The sequence below is a fragment of the Treponema sp. Marseille-Q3903 genome, from assembly GCF_014334335.1.
GTDB lineage: Bacteria > Spirochaetota > Spirochaetia > Treponematales > Treponemataceae > Treponema_D.
In genome coordinates this window covers 1367560-1392201 of sequence record NZ_JACSEU010000001.1, presented here as the reverse complement: position 1 = coordinate 1392201, position 24642 = coordinate 1367560, and the positions used below count along the sequence as shown (strand labels likewise).

17 protein-coding genes are annotated in these 24642 nt (G+C 37.8%); 11 read left to right on the top strand and 6 right to left on the bottom strand.

What is annotated here, in order from left to right:
• Nucleotides 1-109 precede the first annotated feature (109 nt).
• Genes H9I37_RS06305 through H9I37_RS06295 form a run of 3 tightly spaced genes read right to left on the bottom strand, consistent with a single transcriptional unit; the run spans nt 110 to nt 1181 of the window.
• Nucleotides 110-475, bottom strand: a complete 366-nt coding sequence (locus H9I37_RS06305) for a hypothetical protein (RefSeq protein WP_187381603.1) — start codon at nt 473-475, stop codon at nt 110-112.
• Between the two features lie 29 nt (nt 476-504).
• Nucleotides 505-957: a hypothetical protein gene (locus H9I37_RS06300; protein WP_187381602.1), complete on the bottom strand. Its 453-nt coding sequence runs from the start codon at nt 955-957 to the stop codon at nt 505-507.
• Nucleotides 954-1181: a hypothetical protein gene (locus H9I37_RS06295; protein WP_187381601.1), complete on the bottom strand. Its 228-nt coding sequence runs from the start codon at nt 1179-1181 to the stop codon at nt 954-956. Before H9I37_RS06295 ends, H9I37_RS06300 begins: the two co-directional genes overlap by 4 nt.
• Before the next feature lie 162 nt (nt 1182-1343).
• Between H9I37_RS06295 and H9I37_RS06290 the strand changes: the two genes are divergently transcribed.
• From H9I37_RS06290 to H9I37_RS06250, 9 genes are all read left to right on the top strand, one after another.
• Entirely contained in the window at nt 1344-3527 is a 2184-nt protein-coding gene (locus tag H9I37_RS06290) for a type IV secretory system conjugative DNA transfer family protein (protein ID WP_187381600.1), read from the top strand.
• Between the two features lie 9 nt (nt 3528-3536).
• Nucleotides 3537-3956 (top strand): hypothetical protein, encoded by a 420-nt coding sequence (locus H9I37_RS06285; RefSeq protein WP_187381599.1) that lies wholly within the window; start codon nt 3537-3539, stop codon nt 3954-3956.
• Entirely contained in the window at nt 3957-4940 is a 984-nt protein-coding gene (locus H9I37_RS06280) for an ATPase, T2SS/T4P/T4SS family (protein ID WP_187381598.1), read from the top strand.
• A gap of 130 nt (nt 4941-5070) precedes the next feature.
• Nucleotides 5071-5439, top strand: a complete 369-nt coding sequence (locus H9I37_RS06275; protein WP_187381597.1) for a TrbC/VirB2 family protein — start codon at nt 5071-5073, stop codon at nt 5437-5439.
• A gap of 54 nt (nt 5440-5493) precedes the next feature.
• The gene (locus H9I37_RS06270) at nt 5494-5688 is read left to right on the top strand and encodes a hypothetical protein (protein WP_187382582.1); all 195 of its coding nucleotides are present in this window, start codon (nt 5494-5496) and stop codon (nt 5686-5688) included.
• A gap of 59 nt (nt 5689-5747) precedes the next feature.
• Nucleotides 5748-6008 carry a VirB3 family type IV secretion system protein gene (locus H9I37_RS06265; protein WP_187381596.1) on the top strand — a complete coding sequence of 87 codons (261 nt, stop codon included), beginning with the start codon at nt 5748-5750 and terminating at the stop codon, nt 6006-6008.
• Nucleotides 6009-6010: 2 nt separating this feature from the next.
• Nucleotides 6011-8602, top strand: coding sequence for a VirB4 family type IV secretion/conjugal transfer ATPase (locus tag H9I37_RS06260; protein ID WP_187381595.1), 2592 nt, complete (start codon nt 6011-6013; stop codon nt 8600-8602).
• A gap of 22 nt (nt 8603-8624) precedes the next feature.
• On the top strand, nt 8625-9599 hold the full coding sequence (locus H9I37_RS06255) for a hypothetical protein (RefSeq protein WP_187381594.1): 975 nt from the start codon (nt 8625-8627) through the stop codon (nt 9597-9599).
• Between the two features lie 189 nt (nt 9600-9788).
• The gene (locus H9I37_RS06250; protein WP_187381593.1) at nt 9789-11492 is read left to right on the top strand and encodes a hypothetical protein; all 1704 of its coding nucleotides are present in this window, start codon (nt 9789-9791) and stop codon (nt 11490-11492) included.
• A 32-nt stretch (nt 11493-11524) separates the two neighbouring features.
• Here the strand turns inward: H9I37_RS06250 and H9I37_RS06245 are convergent, their stop codons facing one another.
• The 3 genes from H9I37_RS06245 to H9I37_RS06235 all read right to left on the bottom strand — a co-directional run bounded on the left by H9I37_RS06245 (nt 11525) and on the right by H9I37_RS06235 (nt 13643).
• Nucleotides 11525-12103 (bottom strand): hypothetical protein, encoded by a 579-nt coding sequence (locus tag H9I37_RS06245; protein WP_187381592.1) that lies wholly within the window; start codon nt 12101-12103, stop codon nt 11525-11527.
• A 23-nt stretch (nt 12104-12126) separates the two neighbouring features.
• On the bottom strand, nt 12127-12873 hold the full coding sequence (locus tag H9I37_RS06240; RefSeq protein ID WP_187381591.1) for a hypothetical protein: 747 nt from the start codon (nt 12871-12873) through the stop codon (nt 12127-12129).
• A gap of 308 nt (nt 12874-13181) precedes the next feature.
• Nucleotides 13182-13643, bottom strand: coding sequence for a hypothetical protein (locus H9I37_RS06235; RefSeq protein WP_187381590.1), 462 nt, complete (start codon nt 13641-13643; stop codon nt 13182-13184).
• 273 nt (nt 13644-13916) lie between these two features.
• On the opposite strand from H9I37_RS06235, the gene H9I37_RS06230 reads away from it, so the two are divergent.
• A complete protein-coding gene (locus H9I37_RS06230; protein WP_187381589.1) occupies nt 13917-14687 on the top strand; it encodes an ArdC-like ssDNA-binding domain-containing protein in 771 nt (256 codons plus the stop codon).
• Nucleotides 14688-14770: 83 nt separating this feature from the next.
• Nucleotides 14771-24631 carry an SNF2-related protein gene (locus H9I37_RS06225; RefSeq protein WP_187381588.1) on the top strand — a complete coding sequence of 3287 codons (9861 nt, stop codon included), beginning with the start codon at nt 14771-14773 and terminating at the stop codon, nt 24629-24631.
• Nucleotides 24632-24642 lie beyond the last annotated feature (11 nt).

The following is a 24642-nucleotide window of genomic DNA, read 5'->3' as shown; positions in this document are numbered from 1 at the left end:
GAAGGCTTTTAGAAGCCCACTATCCGCCGGATTTTGACGGTGCTGGATTTACGGTTGTTATAGCCGACCATACAAGGTGTATGGATTTGATGTGTTAATTATACTTTTTTTATAAGTCCATTTCAAGGTTTGAAAGGACGCATTGCCAGTCTTCCAAAAAGTCCCACCCCTGCTGCTTGCACTTGCGGATTGCAAAGTAGCCAGCCTGGTTTGCTGTCATGCTCTTGCAGATACCAGGATACTTCTGAGCGTTAATGGGAAGCCATGCCGTTTCTCCGTTCAGAACCAAGTTTTCCTTGTCTGTAAAAGGAAGGTTGTCATCAGGGATAATGTTATCGACGAATTCCTTGTCAAAATTGTCCCTGTTGATTTCCTTTTTGACCTTGACGAACGAAACCTGTCCGCCATGCTTTACGCCGCGAGCAACAAATTCTTCCCTGACCAGGGAAAGATAATCTGTTTCAACTTCAGCCATAATAGCATCTCCTTATATTTTTTTTGTGATTAAATATCACCAGCAAAATTATCTACAGCCTGAACAATCTTGTCGAAAAAAGACTGAATCTTGAACCACAGCTGAATGATTCCGTTTTCAATCCAGTCCAATACCGGAATGCCGTCAACCAGAGTATAAACAAAACGCGGCGAGTCTATGCCGTATCTGAAAGCTTTATAAGCGACAAGGATTGTTATAAAGCCTGTGATTCCGGCAAAAGTCCAAAAGACTATCTGAACAACCCTTGCAGCCTTCCATCCAACATTGTCCCTTATCTTTCTGAAAATCAGGAAAAGAATAATGTAGATTTCTATAAAAGTTTCAAGAGTAGAAAAGTTAGCAATAGGTAGAGTGCACCATCCGTTTAAGGCGACACCTATAGTAAAAATGGCAAACAGGAAAAGGCCCATAACACAACCGATACAAAACGCAATCATTAAACTTATCAATAAAACAATCATAATTCTTGAACTCCTTCCTTTCCGGCTTTTTCTATTTCAACGGCTTCTGCAAGGTGCAGATATTTGCTGATAAACCTGCTTACTGTCATTTTCTGACTTTTGGCTTCACGGCGCAAAAGTTCAACCTCTTCTTTTGGCAGAACCACGGAAAATGTCTGATATTCGACTTCTCCTTTTTTGCGACCTGCGCCTTTTCTTTTTCCACCCCAATTTCGTCCATCCATACATATAATATACTACCGTTATTTGATATTGTCAACTCTAAAATCAAGTTATTTTGGAAGAAATATAAATGTTTAATAATACAAATAAACTATTGAAACTTATACAATTTGACTGTATAATTATTCTTATAAAACTTATCCGCCTGCCCAAGAAGGAAAGTTTTGTTTAATAAAAAAGATAAATTCATAAGAACCGACCCTGAAAGCTATAAAAAATACTATCTCTTGCGCTTTTTGAACTGGCTTATTCCGATTTGCATTGTCGCAACAGGGCTTTTTATATCGGCACAGATTTTTGCTCGCTCAATGAATTACGACCCAAGAGTAGTGGGCAATCCCTTGTTGGTTTTAAAGAACGGTTACAGGCTTTATAATCCTGGTGTGTTCCTTATGGGAACATTCAAATACGCATTCAACAAAACTTATTCGGATTATTTCTTCAAGGCTTTTCCGCCAACAATCTGGTCGTTCGGCATCGCCTTCGTAATTTATTTTATTACAGCATTAATTCTTAATACCCATCAGAGAAATCAGCATATATATGGAACTTCTGATTGGGCAGATACAAAAGTATTGAGAGAAGCCGGACACTTGCAGCGTTACGGTGTTGTCTGCGGAGAACTTGAAAAAGCCGATGTTTATTCTGAATTGAATCCTGATCCGGAAAAAGCAAATATAATCCTTCATATCAGGAAAAGACTTTTTGGTCTGGGCGGCCCTAAGACTGCGCCTATAATCTGCCATTCTGGAGCTTTGAACACTTGGATGATAGCTCCTACCGGCAGCGGTAAGGGTGTTAGTGTTGTAATTCCCACCTGTATAAATTATGGAGTTCCTTACTGGGCAAGAGAATCAAAATTTGCTTTTGTGAAAAAAGGAATGAAAAACCACCCAGATTTGCAGAAGTTTTTTACTTTTATTCTTCCGCATGAAAAAGTTATAAAGGGAAAAAGGTCGATTATTGTCTATGACCCAAAGCAGGAAAACTTTGACGCTACGGCTGGCTGGCGATCAAAATTCTCTATAATTATTCCATTAAGACTTGTAGACGCAGAACATCAGGGAACGGCCCATTACAATCCGCTTCTTGAAATTCCTGACAATCCTGAAACTGCATTTTCATGGGCAAGCACTATAGGAGCAATTTTATTTCCGGCCGACAAGGCACAGGGAGACAATTCTTTTTGGATTAACAGTGCGAGAGATATTTTTACAGGTGTTATTCTTCATGTCCGATTCGCTCCTGAAGACCCTAAAGCGCCTGGTTATATTCCAAGAAAAGACAAGAACTTCAAAAAGATTCTTTCATTTATGTCTCAGGCAAGCAATGCCGGAACAATCGGAGAAGAATCATCTGATGAGGAAGCTGCTGGCTGCGGTTTGAAAATGCTTTATGAAATGGCAACAACCGACCACGGAAGCGACATTATAAACGAACAGGTAAGGGAAGCCGCCAACCGTTCAAAGACGATGCAGAACAAGGAAAGAGGTTCTGTTTATTCAACAGTATTCAGTGAAATAAACCTTTTCTCTGACCCTTTGATTGCCGAAGCAACTTCTTATTCTGATTTTTCAATCGATGATTTTATTCACGGTAAAAATCCTATTTCCCTTTACCTTATTGTTGATTATTCAAACATCGGACGTGTCGCTCCTGTATTCAGAATGATTATGACTTTCATGATTAAAAAATTTTCTGCGGGAACTACAAACGCTATAAGTGTAAAACTCAAGAATCCTTGTATGTTCCTTTTGGACGAGTTTCCGACACTTGGCAAGTATTCCGAAATTGCGGAAAACATGGGTGTCCTTCGTGGTTATGGTGTAACATTCTTTTTAATCAGCCAGTCATTGCAGCAGATGAATGATACTTATGGCGACAAGCACCCATTTATGGGACACTGCAAGACTAAGATTATTTATGCACCGAATGAACCTGCGGACGCAAAACAAATTGCAGAAATCCTTGGCAACCGTTCTGTTCTTCTTGATAACAAGTCTTCAAATATGTCTTCAATGGGTGCTGCAAATCTTTCAAGTCAGGAAGTTTCTGTTTCTTTGATGAACGCAGATGAATTAATGAAACTTAACTATTCACGCTGCCTTGTTTTGATAGAAAACAATCCTCCATACAAAGGAAAGAAAGTTGTTTATTACGAAGACCCAATATTCAAAGACAAAGCCTGGCAGACAGTTCCTACTATGGAGCAAATCCGTAAAATCATGAAGACATTGCCGAGCAATAGAATTGTTCATAAGGTAAGTGAAAAAACTCCTATGGAAGTTGTTCAGGGAATAGACATTAAAAATGAAATACCTGCTGATTTTGACGTATTTACAGAATAGGAGAAACGGATGAAAAGTTCAAAGGCGAAACTTAATACAGTTATAAATACTCGTGTAAATGACGAAATCGGAAAACGGCTTGTTTCAAAAGCCTTCCGCGAGAATATGGATGTCTCTTCCGTTGTCCGCGAGATTATATGCCAGTATTTTGAGGACTCTTTGAGCGACAGCAAGATTCTCACGCAGAATATGATACAGACTAAGCGAAAAATCTCCATGCTGGAAAATAAGGTTGAACTTATGTCTATGATTGTTCTGCAGCTTGCTCAGGCATACACTGCGACATTTTCCGATAAGCAGCTTACTCAGGAAATGCAGGATAAGTTCTATGAAGATTTGATGAAGCGTTTGTCTGAAAATATGAAGAATCACAAGGGCAGATTTGAATCGATGGTCCTTGATATTTACGAACAGTCCGGAGTGAATTAAATGAGTGTTTCAGTAGAAGATATAAACCAAACTGTAAAACAGAACAAGTGGCTCAGAAATCTTGAAGATGATATGAAGCTCATTATGCCTTACATAGACAATCGCGATGTTACCGATATTGCCATTGGACACGGTGGAGAGCTTATTGTCGAGGGAATCGGTATGGATAAAAACTATACCGGAATAATTTTTGACGAGGCGACAACTACAAGAATTATCTATGCAAGTGCAGCGGTAATGGGAGTTACTATTGATCAAAAAAATCCTATTGTCGAAGGAACAATTAAACTTACCAATTACAAAATCCGCTTTGAAGGTATTCTTCCGCCAAGAAGCGCAGAGTGTCCGATGATATTTATCCGCAGACCAAGCAATAAGATTTTTACTTTGGAAGACTATATCCAACAGGGAAGGCTTTCAAAAGATAAATACAACCTGATTATGAAGCATATTGAAATGAGGAGCAACATAGTTTTAGGCGGTGCTACGGGTTCTGGAAAAACAACAATGCTCAATGCAATCATAGCAAAAATGGCGGAGTTTACTCCTGATGACAGATTCTACATCGTAGAAGACGCTGGTGAAATCCAATGCAATGCAAAAGACCTTGTTCCAATCTGGGCGGAAGGTGAAGATACGGTAAAGGCTGTTAGAATTGCACTCCGCTGCCATGTGAACAGGATTATATTCGGCGAGTTAAGATATGGCTCAACAACAAACGAGCTTCTTAAAGCGTGGAATACGGGACACCGTGGAGGTATTACCACTGTCCACTCTGATAGCGCACTGCTTACAATTGAAAAACTCAGAACATATTTGCGTGAAGTTATATTGGGTGAACTGCCTGATATTGCCCAAAGTGTCCAGCTCGTTATCCACATGATACCGACAAAAAACGGTCCTGTGGTAAACGAAGTTATGGAAACTCATCAGGCGGCAAGTTCTATCTTTATGAAAGAGCTTGAATCCAATCATCTTATTTAATGCTGAAAATTGAAGAAGGAGGAAAAAAGGGAAACTATTATTTTCGATTTGAAGCATTAGTTTTATCAAATGAAGTATTAGAAAATTACGAAGGAACAGTAACATTTTTTTTATAGGAGATAAAAAAATTATGAGAGAAATCAACGTAATTTCTGAAAAAGAAAAAGCAGTATTAGCATGGAAAAAGTTTTTCATGTTCGCTCTTATTATGGTTATGGCAGTAGTTCCGATTTTTGCCGGCAATGGGTCTAGTGCAACAGGAATTGATTCTGCAGTTGAAAAAGTAACTTCATTTCTTTCATCAGGTGTGATTACTGCGGTGTGTTTAATTGCCCTAGTAGTTGAAGGAGTTGGTGTTGTTTTAATGGGAAAGCAGGGAGCGGATATACAGTCAATTATCGGCAAGTTTTCTCCGTGGGTAGTCGGAACTGTAGTTCTTCTTTCCGCTAACGGAATCTGCAACTACTTCCTTTCCGACCTTTCATTCAGCAAAAATTAATTTTTGCAGAAGGGCGGAAAACATTTTCTTCCGCCTTTTTGCAGGGAGCATTTTATGGAAAAAGACAGCGTTTTGAACTATGCAACCCCTATTCACAAAAGCCTTATTCAGGATGATGTGGACTACGGAACACCGTTCTTTATGAACCTGAATGTCCGTGATGTAGGACACACTTTCGTGTTTGGACCTACCGGAGCAGGTATGTCTACATTGCTTGCATTGCTTATGGCACAGCAGAATATTGACTGAATTAATTTTTGCAGAAGGGCGGAAAACATTTTCTTCCGCCTTTTTGCAGGGAGTTTTTTATGGAAAAAGACAGTGTTTTTAACTATGCAACCCCTATTCATAAAAGCCTTATTCAGGATGATGTGGACTTGGGAATCGGAATTGCACCTGTAGTTTTAATTGTAATAATCACAATCGTTCTTATGCGCCTTGTAAGTATCTGGTGTATGTTTGCAGGTTTTGCACTTTTCATTATCGCAAAAATTTCAATTAGGAAAGACCCGCATTTGCTTGAAGCTTTGTTTGAGCGTCTGTTTACTCCCGAAGTCTATAGGAGTTAAAAATGAAAATACCTTTTCTTGATATGTTCCAGTTCAAAGAACCTCTGAACCAACTGAAATATGTTTCACCTTATGCCTTTATTCTTGAATCAAATATTTGTCTATTAAAAAACGGTGCATTGATGACGACATATCAAATAGAGTATCCGGATTTGGAATCTTCTTCCGCGAATGATATTGCTGCTGTTGCAGCTCTTTTTAACCGTAGTATTATGACACTTGCACAGAATGAAGGCTGGGCAATTTTCTTTGATGTAAAACGAATTAAAACTAAAGAATATCCGGCCGGAACTTTTGACAACCTTACAGGTTGGCTTATAGACCAGCGCAGGGCAGAAAACTTTGAAAAATTCGGTGAGCATTACACTTCCAAATATTATATAAGTTTTGTCTGGCAGCTTCCTAACGACCTTGAAGAAAAAGGCAATGAGATATTCTTTAAGGATTCTGATATTAATAAAAAGAATATAAAACAGAATAAACAGACAAAAAAGAATTGGGCACAAAAAAGAGACCTTAAAGCTGTTCAGGAAAACTGCAACCGTTTTCTTGATGATTGCGACAAAATTATGGGAGCAATGACAAACAAGCTCTGGATTCATCATCTTGATAAAAGCGAATTGTTTTCTTACATAAAATCCTGCATATCGCTTGAAGAAGAAAAACTTATTTTTCCCGATGATGTATTTTTCTTTCTTGATAATTATATCTGTGAAAAAGATGTTCAGACTTCAATGCCGTTAAAAATCGGAGAATATTATGTTCCCGTTATGACAGTAAATGATTTTCCAAGTATGAGCTATCCTGCAATATTTGACAAATTGAACAGGACAATGCAGGAATACCGCTGGACTACAAGATTTATTCCATTGTCTCGCGATACATCTCTTAAAGAAGCTGACAAATATCAGAATAAATATCTTGCAAAAAGAAAATCTGCAATGACAGCCTTGACAGAAAATTTTCTTGGTTCCTCTATCGGGAAGGAAAATCAGGGAGCGCTTGCGATGGCAGGGGAAGCAAGTCAGATAAACGAGGACTTGACTATGGAATCTTATGTTCTTGGCTATTACACAAGCTCTCTTATGTGCTGGGACAAGAAACTTGAGGGGGCGAAAATCAAAAGTCGGAAACTGCAGCAGATAATAAGAAGTTGCGGTTTTGGTGTGAAGGAAGAGACGTTGAACAACTTCCAGGCTTGGCAGGGGATGTGGCCTGGAAATGTCTATGCAAACAACAGAAGACCTTTGATTTCATCGGAAACATGTTCAAACATTATTCCTTTATCTTCCGCATGGCAGGGAAACGCAGAGAATGATTTCACCCTCGAAACTTGCGGAAGTTCGACACCTCTTTGTATCTGCTCCACAAGCTACGGAACACCGTTCTTTATGAACCTGAATGTCCGCGATGTAGGACACACTTTCGTGTTTGGACCTATCGGAGCAGGTAAGTCTACATTGCTTGCATTGCTTATGGCACAGGCTACAAAATACAAAGATGCCAATGTAATTTGTATAGACAAGCAACTTTCAAGCCGCGCCTTTATGGTAGGCTCTGGCGGTGTTTATGTAGAACCTGGCAAGGACAAGGTTGCCTTCCAACCTTTAAGTGAGTTGAAAAGTCCGGATGAATGTTCGCCGGAAGAATACAACGAAAGCCTTTTGTGGTGTCAGCAGTTCATTGAAGGACTTTTGGCACAACAGAATATTGACTGCACTGCGACTATGAGCAAGACGATTACGGAAGCACTGCGTCTTGTTTCTGAAAAACCGACAAAAGACTTGACCACCTTCCAACAGTATGTAACTTATCAAGACCCGAAAACTGGAGAGAATACAATCCGTCTTGGAATAGAGCCTTATTGTGCTGGCGGCCAGTTCGGAAGCATTTTTGACGCTGACACTACAACCTTGAACCTTTCAAAAAGAATGACTATAGAAATGGGAAGCCTTATGCGCCTTTCAGAAAAGGCGGTTGCTCCGGCATTGTTCTACATCTTTCGCTATCTTGAAAAACTCTGGAATGTTCCTACTGGCGAAAGGCAGCCTTTGACTTTCCTTTTCCTAGATGAGGCGTGGTTATATTTGCAACACCCGATTTTCGCGAGTTTCATTCAAGAATGGCTGAGAACTTTAAGAAAGAAAAAAGTCTTCTGTATTTTCGCTACGCAAGAAGTAAGTGCAGCTTCAAAGTCATCTCTAAAAGAAACGATAGACCAGCAGTGCCTTACAAAAATCTACCTTGCGGACGAATCTGCTCAAAACCCAGCACTTGCAAGAAGCTACTCTGAATTCGGACTAACGGATTCTGAAATTGTCGCCCTGTCCAACGCTCAGATGAAGCACGACTATTACTTCAAAAATCCGCTTGGCTGCAGAATGTTCTCACTTGACCTTGACGATTTTCAACTTGCCTTGATTTCCAGCGACCACGAACTGCTCGACCATGTAGAAGCACAATACGGCAAGAACACAACAAAAGAACTTGCCTTTGAAATCCTGGAAGCGACAAGGCAGAAGTATATCAATATAGGAAAAGACCCGCATTTGCTTGACTACGAAAAGTATCAGGAAATGCTGGGAGCATATTAAATTATTGTAAGGAGAAAATTTTATGAAAAAAATTAAAACACTTTTGATTGTTGGTATTATCGCATTTAATTCCGCTTTCTCTTGCTTTGCCCAAACAGTAGGAATATTTCATGATCCTATAAACAATATCCCTCTTGTCTCAAACTGGCTGACGGCAATCGACCAGCTTTATTCAAACTACGACATGGTTATGAACACCATTACGCAGATTGAAAACCAATATAAGGCTATAAATCAGGCTATTGAAAATGCAAAAGGAATTGACTGGGAAAATATCCGCTTTGATGGCGATTTTGACATCCGAGATGACATCAGAAATGCTAACAAAAGAGTTAACCGACTTTTATCTCAAGCAAATGCAATAAAAGATACCTTGAATACAACAATCATACAGACAGACGGTGCTTCGTATTCGCTTGCAGATTTATGCGGCGCAGGTGATGACGGAAAAAGTTTTGCTTCCTGCGTAACAGATGTTTACGGCTACATGAAGACAAATATGTTGCAAGCTGCAGCCAGTGCAGCAGGAAATTTATCTGAAGAACAGGAAATGGCAATATGGGCAAAATACGGTATCTCGCCTAGAAACTATTATCTTGTGGCACAGACCTCAAAGCAGATTAGAAATGCAGCTTCAAAGAATATCGCGAAAACAACTGAAGAGGCTAGAAAACTAGTTAGGGAACAAAAAGCCGCAATGCTCGACCCGATTATTCAGGCTGCCTTAAAAGAAAAAACTTCAGACGGAACGATTCCTGAAGGGGCGTTGCAAGAAGCAATCCTTATGATGCAGAAACTTATGCTCGATGACAATGAATCACTCCGCGAAGCGATAGAAGACGCTTGCGCTATGATTGGTCAGAAACTGATAGCAGAAGAACAGCAGAAAGAAATTGAAGCCAGTCAAAGAGGTCAAGCAAAAAAAACAAATGATATTAATCAAAATGATTTGCCTGCAAGTTTTGTCGGCGGACATTCAAAAGCAGAAAGTAATTAACAAGGAGTTTATTTTATGGATTTTATAGACTCACCAATAATCGAAGCGATAGATTATTTCCAAGGTGTATTGGTCTACTTCTTCAAGTTTGCACTTGCTTATGGCAATTTCTTCGGATTGCTTGGAATAATCTGGACTTCTGTAAAGCTTATCAATTCAAGAATAACTATGCGAGACGCTTGGTGGAGTATGCTTTCAAAATGGTTTGTTTTTGTTTTGCTCTTGAATTTCTACGTTGTGGGAACAAATGCAATTTCCGCTATTGCAAACAACATTGGAACTAATGCCGGTGAAGGAAAAACTACTATTGTTAAAAATTTCGTAAGTCTAAAATCCAGAATTGAAAAAGAACTGGAATTTCAAAAACAATGGGAAAAGGGTTTGAAAGACCTTGAGGAAGCAGAACTTGAAATTGAAATGAACCCTCTTTCTACAAGCAAAGAAATTAAAGCTGCCAATAAAAAAGTTGAAGCATATAAAAAAACAAGACCTAAAGAAGAAAACACTATTTATGGGCAGAAAACATTGAACGCATTGAACGAAGTATTGATAATGCGGAATACAAAAGGCGAACGAAGTGCGAATATTACAGAAGCCTATGTTGTAGATAAACCCGATGTAAATATGTGGCTTTCAAAAAAAAGCAAAGACGAAAACGGCAATGAAGTTGCAAATGCAACTAGTTATCTTTCTGGTGCGGCCATTCTTCGTATCTTTCTCTTAAGTGGTCAAATTATCAAAGAAAAGGCCAGAATGGAAGTTGTTGAAGAACCTAATGATGACGGTGAAATTAAATACAAAGTTCAAAAAAGGAAAGGTATATCCATAACTAATCTTGATTTTGATTATCTGGCCGATTGCATTATGGCTGATGTCTTGGCATTTTGTTTAATTGCGGCCGGGGTATTTTGTGTTATCCAATATGTAATGTGCGTATTGGAATATATTATTGTTCAGGGACTTGGAGCAGCCTTTGTTCCTTTATATTTATTTGACGGAACAAAAGAAATTCCAAAGAAACTTGTCAATGTTTTTACTGGATTTGTAATTAAAATTATTGTAATTACAATATGTATGATGTTTGTTTTGAACTTAAACTTAAAATATGCAGCACAACAAATTTCACCTTCTAGCGGTAGCATGAGTTTACCTGTTTTTGCAGAAGGTATTTTTATAATTTTACTATCATTTGTTCTTACAAGTAATGCACCAAAAATAGCTATGACATTTCTTACTGGACAACCGCAACTTTCTATGGGTGAACTTATGCAAGCAGCGGCAACTCTTGGAACAGGAGCAATGATGGCAAAGAATACTGCCGGAACTGCTTTATCACCTCTAAAAGCATTGGCTCAAAAGAAAGCTCATGATTGGAGCGAGAGGTCTGGTGCTTCTACTGCCGCAAGACAAAAGAAAAATGCAGAACTAAGGGATGAGTGGGGAAAGAATAATGGATATGGCTCTTCAAAATCAGAGCAAAAGCGATTGCAAATGGATTGGAATAAAGAAAGACGCAGCGGTGAAAACAGAGGAGAAATCAAAGAAAAACTTAATAGTGCAGGACACAAGGCTTCTTCAGAAGTTAAAGAAATGCAGAAAGCCGAATATAAAAAACATGGCGGAGTTGCAGGAAGTGCGGGTAGATTTATGGCACATTATTCTGGAGCAATTCTCAATCCAAAACAAACGCTTATGCAAGGACGCGGTTATAATATGCCACAAAGCAATATAGATGTTAATCGTGCCGGAAGGGATTCTGTTGATTCAGATAAAAACTATATATCAACTGTTAATCCTGCTGAATTTGATTTTAATAATCAGAATACGAAACCTGAAACAAAGAAAAACAACCTGCCAGATGATCCTAATGTCGGAACTCGGCAAGTTGAATAAGTTATATCACTTGAAGGGAAAAATCTTTTCCTTCAAACATAATTTATCTTCATCGTCAAAATACGTTGAAAGTGTATTTTTATCTGATTTATATTGTTCGTATATAAAGTGAAATAATCTAAGTAACTAAGACCTGAATATATGTATAACAAGTGAATTTTTTGAATTTCTTGAATAGTATTGCAATGTAATAATTCATTTATGTAGTTTTCAAGATACTTTTTTTGTATTTCGTTCATTTTTATTATGCATCGTTCATTAAAAATACCTTTTCCTTTTTGAAATTCTTTTTTTGCTTCTGTCTTCATATAATCCATTGGAAGATTTTTGTCATCAAATGCAACAGGTTTTTGAAGCTCCGTCAATTCTTCTTCAACAATGGGTAATACAGGACCTTTAGGCTGTGTTTTTTTGGGTAATTGTTGTTGCTCGTTTTTACCAGAACGCTTTTTTTTGTCATCATAGTAATAATGATTTGTATTTGTGTTTTGCGTTGCATTGTTATTAGGTTGGTCTGAAGATAAAAAACTTTTCACAGCAGCATACTTCATAGCATCGTCAGTTGAGGCACCTAAAAATTTTGCACTTGTATAATCGCTTAGAAATCCCATAACAAAAATCTCCTTACTAAATTTTATCTCAATACATTTCTTGCTTCTTCCAAGACAGTTGCAATAATTTCTTTGGAAACTGTTTCAATATAATTCGCCTGGCATTTTGAAGACAAAAGGTAAGTGGTGAGATTTTTTGCAACCGCAAAACCTTTTGTCTTTGTGTCGGAAAGCTCTATGCCGTCTTTTGTTTTTGCAACAATGGGAACGCAGGTAATATAATTTGTATTTTCAATCCCCTGCTTTTTTGAGAGAACAAGAACAATATTTCCGCTTATGTTGATTATGTCGCCACGGTCTGGAGAAAATTTCTTAGGCTCGGCAGGCTCTTCTCCGTCTATAAAAAAATCTATTGGATTTGTATCCTTGCAGCACTCGCGAATAAAAGCGACACCCGGCATCGCCCTGAACGCTACGCACATATTGTAGGCGGAAAGTTCGTTGATTCCATATCGTTTTACAAGTTCCTTGTAGTCATATTTGTGTGATTTGATGAACTTGCTTTTTTTTGAGGAATCCCATTGCGGTAAAAGCTGCGGCTTGTAGGGTAATTTCTCGTCTGTATAAAAAAGCCACTCTATAGGCGGAATAAGATGAACCATAAGCGAGATTGTTTTGTAAGTCGGGTTTTGTTCTCCGATACCGATTCTGTAAATTGCAGAGTGTTCAAGATCGTTATCAATACACCACTGGCGGAGTTTGCGGTCTTCTATGAGCGCAATAATTTTTTTCTGTGCGTATGTAATACGCTCCGGTATTCTCTTTAACATAAACCTAATACTTCATAATCTGCATAATTACAGTTTATACATTTATAATAAAGTAAAAAATATTATTTGGCAACTTGATTTTGTTCCAATATATTGATTACTCTTTCTTTCCAGATATAGTTAATCGGCTCTAAAAGTTGGCACGAAATCGTTGCAAAGGTCCTTGAACCAGTATTTATAGTTTCCTGTAAAACTAAAAAAATAATTTCTTTTATCAGATCTGCGTAATACACAATTTATGTCATTTTATCCTTGATTGAAAAACATTCCAATTACCGAGAAATCATCTAACAATTCTTTCGTAACATTCATACAAGTTTCTTTCCTTTTTTTGCGTATTTATTGTAAAGCCAAAAAATATCCTCTTTGTTGCTTCCGTAAAACTCTATCTGTGCAGCCAGCTTCTTCCAAAATTCAATTGAAAGCCGGAAAGGAGCGTAATGGTCTTCTTTTGTCATTATATGCAGAGCGTGTTTCAATTCGTCAATTTTCCTTCCTTTTGCTTTAAAAAGAACGTATAGCGGAACATCAATTCCTGGCAAATAAAAAGGTTCTCCGTCTTCTTTATTCTGCCATTCAGTTGCCAAGTATGCCCTGCGGAAATTTGCGAAAGTGTAGAAAAGTGCGAATACACTTCCGCCAAGGAATTTAAATTCAACACTGTCCTTTTGCTCGTTGTCTTTGGGAATATCTAACAATAATCCCTGTGCAAAGAGAGTGTATGAAACTGTATCTTTTATAGGCACATTTACCAAAACATTGTGTCTCATACATAAAATATAATTGTAAAACCTCAAATTATCAATATTGTAAAAAATATAATCTTACTATTGCATAATGTAATAAATGCAATTATAATATTGTTAGTTATACAAATAAAAAATTCCGTTTCCATTTGCGTAACCAGTTTCTGTTAGAAACTACCTTTAATGCCCTTGAATATCTTGTCAGTCGGAACTCCTAGTCTGATGGGACAAGTGCATTAAATTTTAAGGAGACTTGTTTCTCCTTAAGAAAATTTAACTTTTTAAGGAGAAACAATTATGAGTTCCTTAAATTCCAACAAACCTTTCAACAACGATGTATCCGAAAAGCAGTTCAACGGATATTTTGTTCCAGCCCACAATGCAAAAGTAATCAAAGCCGGTATTAAAAACGGCACAGCGCCTTTCTTGCCAGACCAGACAGGAAAGATTGACGCAAAGGCTATTTACAATGGCAACACTGGATTCTGTCTGAACGCAAAGGACCTTCTACCATTGCAGGTTGAAAACGGCGACAAATCAAATGTTGTAGTAACCTTCAAAACTGTAAATGCTGCCGGAACACAGGTAAAGGAAGGCGAAAAAGGCTTCTTCTACAATTATGTAAAAGATAAAGAAACAAACACAATAGGGACAAGCCAGTTCTTCTTTCCAGAACAGACTGCAAATCCAGAAGCTGTCGCAAAAGCCGTTGAAGAAAAGGTAAAGAAAAACGGTGAACGAAAACTCGACAAGACAATCGAAATCACATCTGCAGAACCAGAAGAATATCTTGGCGCTTATATTGCAGCCTGCAAGTCTGGCGCTACCGTAACTGCAAGTCCCAAAGTTGCAAAAGCGTTTATAGAAAAGTTTACTGAAGTCCTCAACAATCAGCTTTCAAAACCTGCCGACCGCAAAGAAGGTGTGGACAAGTATAGCGAGCTGATGTTCAAGGTTGATACAAAGGCTAATGCAATCAACCAGAAACTTTATGCGGAAGTAAAGCAGGAACATCAGCAGAAACAGGAACAGGGGAAAAAAAAAGAACAGGGAATTGAAAGAAGCTGATTCCTTTTCACTTTTTACTGGGCGGAAATTTCGGTTTCCGTCCAGTTTTTTAATTTTAAGACTTTCTAACAAGAGCAAATAATATGGCAGAATTAAGAAATTACAAGAACAACGATTTTTCAGTAACAATAAACAACAGAATGAATGGAATTGAAATCCGCTACGAAAAGAAACTGACCGAAGACCAAATTGAAGAAATCAAAGACGCTGGCTTTAGATGGTCCAAAAGACAGCAGATGTGGTATGCCTACCAGAATGAAAAATCAATTGAATTTGTTAGTCTCATTGAATCTGCCTACGAAGAAGAAAGACAGGCTATAGAAGACCCTCAAATTCAATATGCGAGGGAACAGAGCAAAAACGAAGAAGTTCTTGATGAAAACTTGATAAAGAATTCATCATTCTTGGAATCACTCAAAATTATTCCAACAGAGCAAGTGGAAAACAAGCTCGAAGAAATAACAATAGATGAACTTGTGGCAATGGTAAAACAAAGAGCGGAACTTGACCGCAAGATTGCCGCCATTAAAGAAGTCATTTCCAACGATGGAAGTAAGATTGATGTTTCAAACGAACAGGCAAAAGATTTTGCTGTTGCCATGCACTCATTGGAAAATACAGTTCAAGAGCAAATAAACGAAAACAATAAAGAAATTGTAAATGATATACAAAATCTGGAAGAGCATATTTCACCGGAAGCCGAACATGATATGTCGGAAGATTTAAGAGAAGGTATGGACTTTGCACTTGAAGCTGCAAAAGAAGTGGGGAATTATTTTGAAATAAATACAATCGACCAATTCAACGAGTTTTTCAAAACAGACTATACAGAACAGGAATTAAGAAATCAACACCTTGAACATTTACCTGGAGCTGATGTTTCCGACTTGCAGGACTTGATGGCAAAAGAAGCCGCAGCGATTTTGGTAAATGACTTCAACTTGAATCACCAGCTTACAAATGACGAAAGCAATCTTGACGCTCCAAAAGAAATTGCCCATAGGTTGGCATGGGACATTATCAACGGCGATTATACAAATCTGGAACAGGCAGAAAGCGAATATTTCAATCAAGTTGAAACAAAAATCGAAGTTTGGAACGAAGAAGAAAAAGAAATAAACGAAGAAATCAGTTCGACACCCCCCACCCAAAACAATGAACAAAATTCTGTCGAATTGGAAATTGAAGACCTTGATATTGCAAAAAAACTTGTTCCGCCAATGGAATATGCGACAATGCTTGATTACGCAACTCATGGCGAAGAACAGGAGCATTACAAAGAGCGTATCAAGCATATTGCACATATGGGAAGGAAACTCCGTCAAAACGCAAACGGAAAATCTTACAACGAAGAAACAGAACTGCACGACAAGGGCTTTGTCCATTACTACATCGGAAACAGTGATTGGTATATTTCAGAAATTGACGATGACAATATCGGTTTTGGTTTTGCCGTATTGAATGGCGATACCGAAATGGCTGAATTCGGCTATATCAATTTAGATGAAATAACTAGCCTTAAAATCGGCGGAATGATTGAAACAAAAATAGACCTTTACATTGATGATACACAGTCAATGGAACACGCTATCTGCAAAAATTACCCGGAATTAAGATTTGAACTACTTCCTGAAAGCGAATGGAAATTTGACCTCAACGAAGAAATGAAAAACTATGATGAAAGATTGAACAACGAGCAGCAAAAAACTGCATTGCAGGAAAATCCAGCTGAAAACGAAAATACACAACCATCATATTCTTTCTATGTTCAGGATTCAGCAGAGTTTGAACAGTTTGCGGATTTTGAGCCAATTACAAATCTTACAGCACAAGAAGCGTTGAAAGAATTTGAACAGCATGATGGTAAGAATGGAAGTGCCAATATTGGTGTCTATATTCCTTCTAACTTTGTTCTTGATACAAATGGAAACGGAATGTATGTTCTTTCAACTCGTGATAACGGCAATGAAATTTATATTGACGATACATTCTTACAAGCAGACCAGGCAACAACAAGAAACGACCCATTGCTTATTCATGCGGTGAATGAACTTGTAGATACATTCCAAAAAGCTGGGTATGACATTGCAGTTCCAAAAGAACTTGAGGAAAACAACGGTAAAGAACAGACAGAAGAAGTTGAACAAAACAAATCTTTAAACTTTGTTCTCGATAAACTTTCTGCAGCCGGTATTGAAGTTGTGCAGGACAAGGGAGAATTCAACCGCATTTTGGAAAACGAGAAAGTCTTGCAGAAGATGGCTGTAAGCCTTGAACATTTGAAAGAACTTGCACAAAAAAATGAAGAAATTCAAAATAAAAAAGATGAACTTCAAAAAAATGTCAACAGACAACTTGCGGACATTTGCCGGAATAATATTGAGAAATTCCATGCCCACCTAGACGAACTTAAAAAAGAAAATCTTCTACCATACGACAAACCTTTTCATTTGATAGATGAAGGATATTATAATCGAAGCCTTAGCGTAAAACTAGATAGCAAAGAGAACAAAATATCCATTTACATGCACGGCAACGGCATCCAAGAAAGTTGGAATAATGTTGAGAATTGTAGTATCGAAAAATATAAAGGCTATACCTTGTATAGTGCTTTTGAAAAAGATTTGTCGGTTCTCTTGGATGAAAAACTTGAAGAGTTCTATTTGAAAAATTTGAACTCAGAAAGCCTAAAGGCTGAACAACATGAAAAAGCACTAAAAAATACTGTTCAATCATCGAAAGCTTTTAAAAATACTTTCGAGCCGACAGTCTTTGAATATGAAAGTTTACATTTCATTCCTGTCCGAAATTTCAAGGACAATGAAGAGATAAAATTTGTAGAAGAAAACTTGTCTTTCAAAGGTGCAGTTCTTCATAAGCCTGCTAATGGACAAAATTACACCCATGACAACTTTTATGATGCTGCAAAAACTGTTGCAAGCATTTTCTATTCTGTCGAAAAGGGCTGCTTTTGTATGCCTTATCAAGATTCGGGAATTGTTTCCTTCAATACAGAAACAAAAAATAAGGAGCATTTTGATAAGGAAGTTGAAGAATTCCGGGAAAAGAATAAAGACTTACTAAAAGGTTTTGTGAAACTTGATTTTGATTTAAACAAAGACACATCCTTAATGTCCGATATTATAAACGCACTTGAAGAAGGTGAATCGTTTTTACGAGAAAATGAAACATTAGGCGCTGTTCGAGTTCGCAGGGGAACAGAAAATGGAATTGCCGCCAAAGGGCTTACTCATATAATCCACAGACGAATGAACAAACTTGCTGAGCACGATAAAGCAAGCGAAGAAAAGGCTTTATTGGAGACAAGTGCAATAATGTTTTGTGCAATAAACAACATCGACAAATCTCCAGCACTAAAAGAACTTAACGGTAGCTATGGCATCTTTAGGAATGGAATAAAAACTGTTGTAAACAAAGATGAACGTGGATTTTATGTTGTTACAGGATTTGACGTAGATGAAACAAAAATGGAAGCGGCAGAAACCATAGCTGCGGTAATCGCCAACTATAGATATGCACCTGAGTTTCTCGGAATTTACGCTCAAGTGGGAGCTGCTTACGCTTCTATGAATATCTTATCACTATCCACAGAAAAAGCAAGTGATAAGCAACAATTCTTCATCCAAGACAACCAGACCTACGGCTTTACCCACAACGGCAAAATCTACCTGAACCCTGACATCATGACCGCAGAAGCGGCTGTCCACGAATACACCCACCTCTGGGATGCCTACACACAACGGACAAATCCGGAGCTTTGGGAAAAGGGCAAGGAGATTTTCAAGCATACAAACCTTTGGAACGAAGTAAAAGCAGACCCGAACTATCAGGACATAGCAGATGATGACGACCTTGTTTTAAGCGAGTGCCACACTCGTATCTGCGGAAAGATTGCACAGCAGGTTCTTGACCGAATCGCAAAGGAAAACGGTGAATTTACAAAGGACACTGTGATTGATTGGGATAATGAAACCTGGGATTATCTACACAAGAATTTTTTTATCAATGAAAAAGCGTTTGGTTATGGAAAAGTAAATCAACATACATTAGATAGAATAAATTTTACCGACTTTATTTCCATGCCAATGAAAGACTTGATGAACGGTAGAAATATTTCTTTGGTGCAAGCTCAATTTAAGAAAGAAGAAATAACTGCTTCCCCTGTAGAACTCGAAGAAATCCTAAATGTCATGGATTTCAATATTGAAGTTCAGAATGACGGAACAATGAAAGTCTACGACACCCAACGAAACGAATACCTTGACAACAGACAGGAAAACGACAATCCAGAAGACGATTTGAAGTTTAACTCTGCCGAACAAATCTTTGACCGAATGGATATATACATCAACGACCACTTTATTGAAGATATGAAAGAGCAACTTGAAATCGGCGGTGTAACATTAAATGGAAATGAATCATTAAAAGAACTTTGCGACTACGCAAAAGAGCAGCTTGAAGCTGGAATACATACAGTCTCAAAAGAAGAATATGACCTTGCAATGGGAATTGTAAATCCAGACACAGTGATTATGCCGGAACTTTATCATGAAGAAATTGAACAAAATACAAACTTAACTCCGCGCGATATTCGCTCGCAGGTAAAAGAACTTCTTGCAAACCACACGGACGAAGAAATTTCTGCAAACAAGGAATATCTTAATCTTCTCTCACAATATGAAGGTGGTGGCGGACTTAATGAAGATGGTCGCACAAACGCAGAAGTTCTAAATGCTTTCTACACTCCAAGAAATATTGTAAATGCTGTCTGGCAGCTTGCAGACCACTATGCACCTAACGCAAAAACAGTTTTAGAGCCTTCCAGTGGAATTGGTCGCTTTGCAGAAAACAGACCGCAAAATGAATTTACTTTGCGTGAACTTGACGAAACTTCCGCGCGCATCGCAAAAATCTTACACCCAGAAGCAGAAGTAATTCAAGGAGCGTTCCAGGCGCAATTCTTTGATAAAACAGGTAGAGTTTACAATCAAAATACAGAGCTTATAAAATATGACCTTGTAATTGGCAATCCGCCTTATGGCACTTATTCAAATGAATGGAAAGGTCGTGGCGAAGGAAAAAATCATAACCGCATAGAAGAATACTTCATAGAAAAAGGACTTGATTCTCTTAAAGACGAGAATTCGCTTCTTGCTTTTATAGTTCCTTCTGGCTGGCTTAGAAGTGGCAATGATAAAATAAAGGAGCTTATCGCAAGTAAAGGAACTTTGATTGACGCTTACCGCTTGCCGAATGGTGCTTTTGATTCAACAGATGTTGGAACGGATATTGTTCTGTTGAAGAAAGAAACGCGAGGTGAAAGCGACTGGGATGCAGACCTCTTTGGACTTGAATGGAGAGAACATCTTTCTTATTTCAATAATGACCAATTCTTCAAACAACACCCGGAAAAAATTCTCGGCGTAGAATCAACTCGCAGTGGAAGATTTGGCGAGGAGAACTGTGTAAACTTGCCGGAAGGTGTAACGCTCGAAGATGAACTTGCAAAGATTGGTGAACAGCTTGGAGTAAATTATAATGCGGCTCGTTCTCCTGTTTTATCAAAACCTCTTAAAGAACAGATTTACGAGAAATATATCGAAGCTGATATTGAACCTGTTTTTTCAGACAAAGAAGGATATGCTCGCAAAATTGCTCAGGAACTTGCATCTGCATTGGAAACAAGGCGGCTGGCTGATGTTGGAACTATCCGAAGCCATTTATCATTGAATAATGACAGGATTTCCTTTGAAGAGAAAAAACTTGTCAAGGAAATCTTTGAGGAAAACACAGGTCTTAAATTGCCGGAATTTATAAATGAACATGATGTTTTTGACAAGCAGATGAATCAGGTTGTTTCTGAATGGGCAAATGATAGCCTAAAAGAAGAAATAAAACCTTCTGTTACTCCAGGATCTTCTTTGCAATCAGAACCAGTCGAACAGAAAAAGCCTGTTCTTACAAAATCACCTGTAATGACTGCCGAAGACTTCAACAAACTGTATGGCAAGCAATTCAAAGAAGAAGATTTGCCGATTTGGAAGGCTACAAACTGGGAAGGAATTATTGATCGCAGTAAACTTTCTTTTGAAGAAGACAATCAGCTTCATTCAAATCCTAACTATGTCGAAGTTGAACCAGGCAAGTTTACTCACAAAGTTCTTTTTGAATCTGGCGATATTGCAGAAAAGAAAGTCCACTACCAGAATGAAATAAATACAGAAACTGACAGCGCAAAACTCGAACTTTATAAAAAGAACCTTGCACAGCTTGAAAGTGTTACACCGCCTTTAATTCCAATGGAAAGATTGCACTTTGGTGTAAACACAACATTGGCAGAAGAATTTGAAATAGAGCAGATAAATGAAGAAGGCAAAATTGAAAAAATCAACTTGCAAGAATCCTTTATTCTCTGGGCTGCCGGACACACATTGCAATCCGCATATTCAGACCATAGCCGTTACTGGAGAGGCGGAATAGATTTTGCAACTGCCAATATTTCTGAAGAAGATTTTCCGCCAAATGTTTCTTGGAACGATATTGTAGACTACATAGACAAAAAGCCTGTAAAGGCAGATAAAGTTCTAGGAACATGGCGAAAAGACGAAGACGAAATAAAAGCAGAAAAAGCGCAGCATAAAAAAGAAGCTGATGAAAAGAGAATGGCAAGAAGCGAGACTGCCGACAAACTTTTTGACAAATATTTGCACGAAGGTCTTTCCGAAAAAGTCAGAGAACAGGTAGTTGCTGAATACAACAGACGCTTTAATTCTTACATCATACCCGACTATTCAAAACTTCCATTGTTTATTTCTGGAATGAGCCGGACAAAAGGCAACGAAAAGTTCAAACTTTACGACCAGCAGATAAAAGGTGTTTCATTCCTTTCAAATAAAGGAAATGGTTTGTTAGCTTATGATGTTGGTGTCGGTAAAACTGCAACTGGAATTGTCGCAAATGTAAGTCAGATTCAGACTGGAAGAAGTTCAAGACCGCTTATTGTAGTTCCTAATGCTGTTTATTCAAAGTGGCTCAAAGATATTACAGAACTATTTCCAAATATCAAAGTAAACGATTTATACAACTTGAATAAGCCGTCTAGTGCAAAGTTCAGAAATACTGAAAATCCGCACAAACTCAATATTCCAGAATGCTCAATTTCTCTTGTAACTTATGAAGGATTGAAAAATATCACATTTACAGATTCTTCTTGCGAAAATGAATTGTTCGATGATTTTTCAAAACTCCTATCTGAAGATATGGACGGAACAGCAGTTGAAAACGCTAAGAACGCAGACAAGATTAAAGGTGTTATTGGCGCAGCATCACAAGTCAAAAATGATGACTTTGTTTTCTTTGAAGATTGTGGTTGGGACAATATAACTGTAGATGAAGCCCACAACTTCAAGAACTTGTGGACCGTTCCAAAACCTAAAACAAAAGGACAGTCAAATGAGTTTGCAGGTATTCCTTCTGGTAAGCCTAGCGCACGAGCTGTAAAACTTTATGCGATGACGCAACTAACACAACGGCAGAACGAAGACCGTAATGTATTCTTGCTAACGGCAACTCCGTTTACTAATTCACCGCTAGAAGTATATTCAATGCTTTCTTATGTTGGTCGTAAACGTCTTTTAGATGCAGGTTTGTATTCTTTGCGAGATTTCTGCAACGAGTTTGCTCATACAAAACTTGAACTTGGAGTAAATTCTAAAGGCGAAATTGACCAAAAGCAGGTAATGAAAGACTGGAAAGAACTTCCTGCATTGCAGAAAATTCTTACAGAATTTATTGATAAGGTTGACGGAGAGGAACTAAAAGAAATTATCCGTCCTAAAAAGTTCACTCATGTTCAGCAGATAGAAATGTCTGATTTGCAGAAAAAGATGATGGAAATAGACACTATCAAAATGAGCAAAGTAAAAGAAGGAAACACCGCAGCTGTCATAACATCTATGAACGCAATGAGACTTGCGCTTGTCGCTCCGGCTCTTGCGGACGAAGCACGCTATTCAGAGTTTGAAATAAAACTTCCTTCAATGAAAGACCTTGTTGAAACCTCGCCAAAACTAAAGTTTGTTTGCGATTCTATAATTGAACTCTACAAGAAAAATCCCGAAAAAGGACAGTTCTTGTATCTGCCTTTTGGTAAAGAAGCTCATGGAATGATTAATGATTATCTTGTTGAACACGGAATTTCAAAAGAAGCGGTTGAAATTATCAACGGTGAAATAAACAATTCAACTGATAAGAAATACAAGGTAACAAGCAAGTTTAATGACCCAAACGAAAAATGCAAAATCCTTATCGGTGGAAAAAACACAAGTGAAGGAATAGACCTTAACGGAAATTCATTTGTTATGTATAACTGTTCTCTTGGCTGGAATCCTTCTGAAACAATACAGGCGGAAGGTCGTATTTGGCGACAGGGAAATATGCAGGGACATACTCATTGCTGCTATCCTGTAATGAATGACAGTATTGATTCTGTTTTATACCAGAAGCACGATGAAAAGCGAAGACGAATAAACGAGCTTTGGACTTACAAAGACGGCGATACTCTAAATATTGAAAACATAAATCCGGAAGACTTGAAGTTTGACTTGATTAAAGACCCACAAAAAAGGGCAAAGATGATTTTGGAACAAGGAATTGAAGAAAAAGATTCAAATGGCAACATCATTTTTAAATTTGAAGGAACTAATTCAATTCAAAACGAACTGAACAAAATTGAAAGCCGATTGAAATCTTATGACGAAGTTTATGAAAAGCGTAAAAATCTCAAAGATAATCTTGAAGAAACAAATATCGATATTAAACGCTTGGAAAAAAGCATTGATGATTACAAGTCAAGAGATTTGGAAATTCCTGAATGGTGCAAACTAGACCTTAAAGACAAACTCAAGTATAGAGAAAGTTATGAGCGTCAGTTGGAAACTATTGCAAAAAAATTCAATTCTTGGGGAATCAAATCTGAAGAGGACTTGAACAATTTTGTTCCGTCCCTTAACAGTAAAAAACACGAGCTTGAATCTTTGCTAAAAACAAAGAAAGAAGAATTGCCTAAAATTCTTGAAAGAGAAACGCTCAAAATGAACGAGCAGAAAATTCTTCTTCCTCCAGTAGAAAAGCAGATAGAAAGTTTTACTTCTGACATTCAAAACAACTTGCGAGCAATGAAAGAAGTAGAGCCGGAAATCCGCAAAGAAAGATTTGAAGAAATGCTTTCAAAGAAGTGGGAGAAAGGCGAAATTACAACGGAAGAAAAGAAGAACTATTCTGCCGCTGGTTATAAAGCCTACTATGAATGGTTAGACGGTGAACTTGAAAGTCTTGAACCTGTAGTAAGAGAAGCAGAGCAAAAGGCAAAAGTTCAGGCAGTCGTTCAAGAAGTTGCGGACAAGATTACAGAAATTGCAAAATCTTCAAAAGAGCCTGTTGAAGTTAAAATCAAAGTTCAACAAGACACACAAGGCTGGCTTTTTAACGAGGAAGAACTTCAAGTGCAATCTGTTACCGAACAGAAAAAAGTTCATCAACTAATTACTTATGATAGCGATGGAAACGGATTTGACGAGCAACCAGAATATACAACTCTTTCAGAAGCACAAAACAAAGGTAAGGCTCTGCTTAAAGAATGGAATCTTGATGAAAGTTCAGCAGGTTATGTTGTCTACAATATAGACACTAAGATGATTGAATCAAAGTATGGAACATTCCCTGTAGAGCAAGCCTTTTCAAATGAAGTTCTAAAACTGAATGGCTACCAACTTAAAGACAATGTAAAAGAATCTTCTGTAACTGATGTAGAACAGCAGATAAAAGACAAGATTGTTGAACAAACTGGAGCGTCAAAAGAATGGGCAGACCAACATCTTATTATTTCAACACCTAAGCCAATAAAAACTGGATATTCAAGATAAGGAGTAAAGAT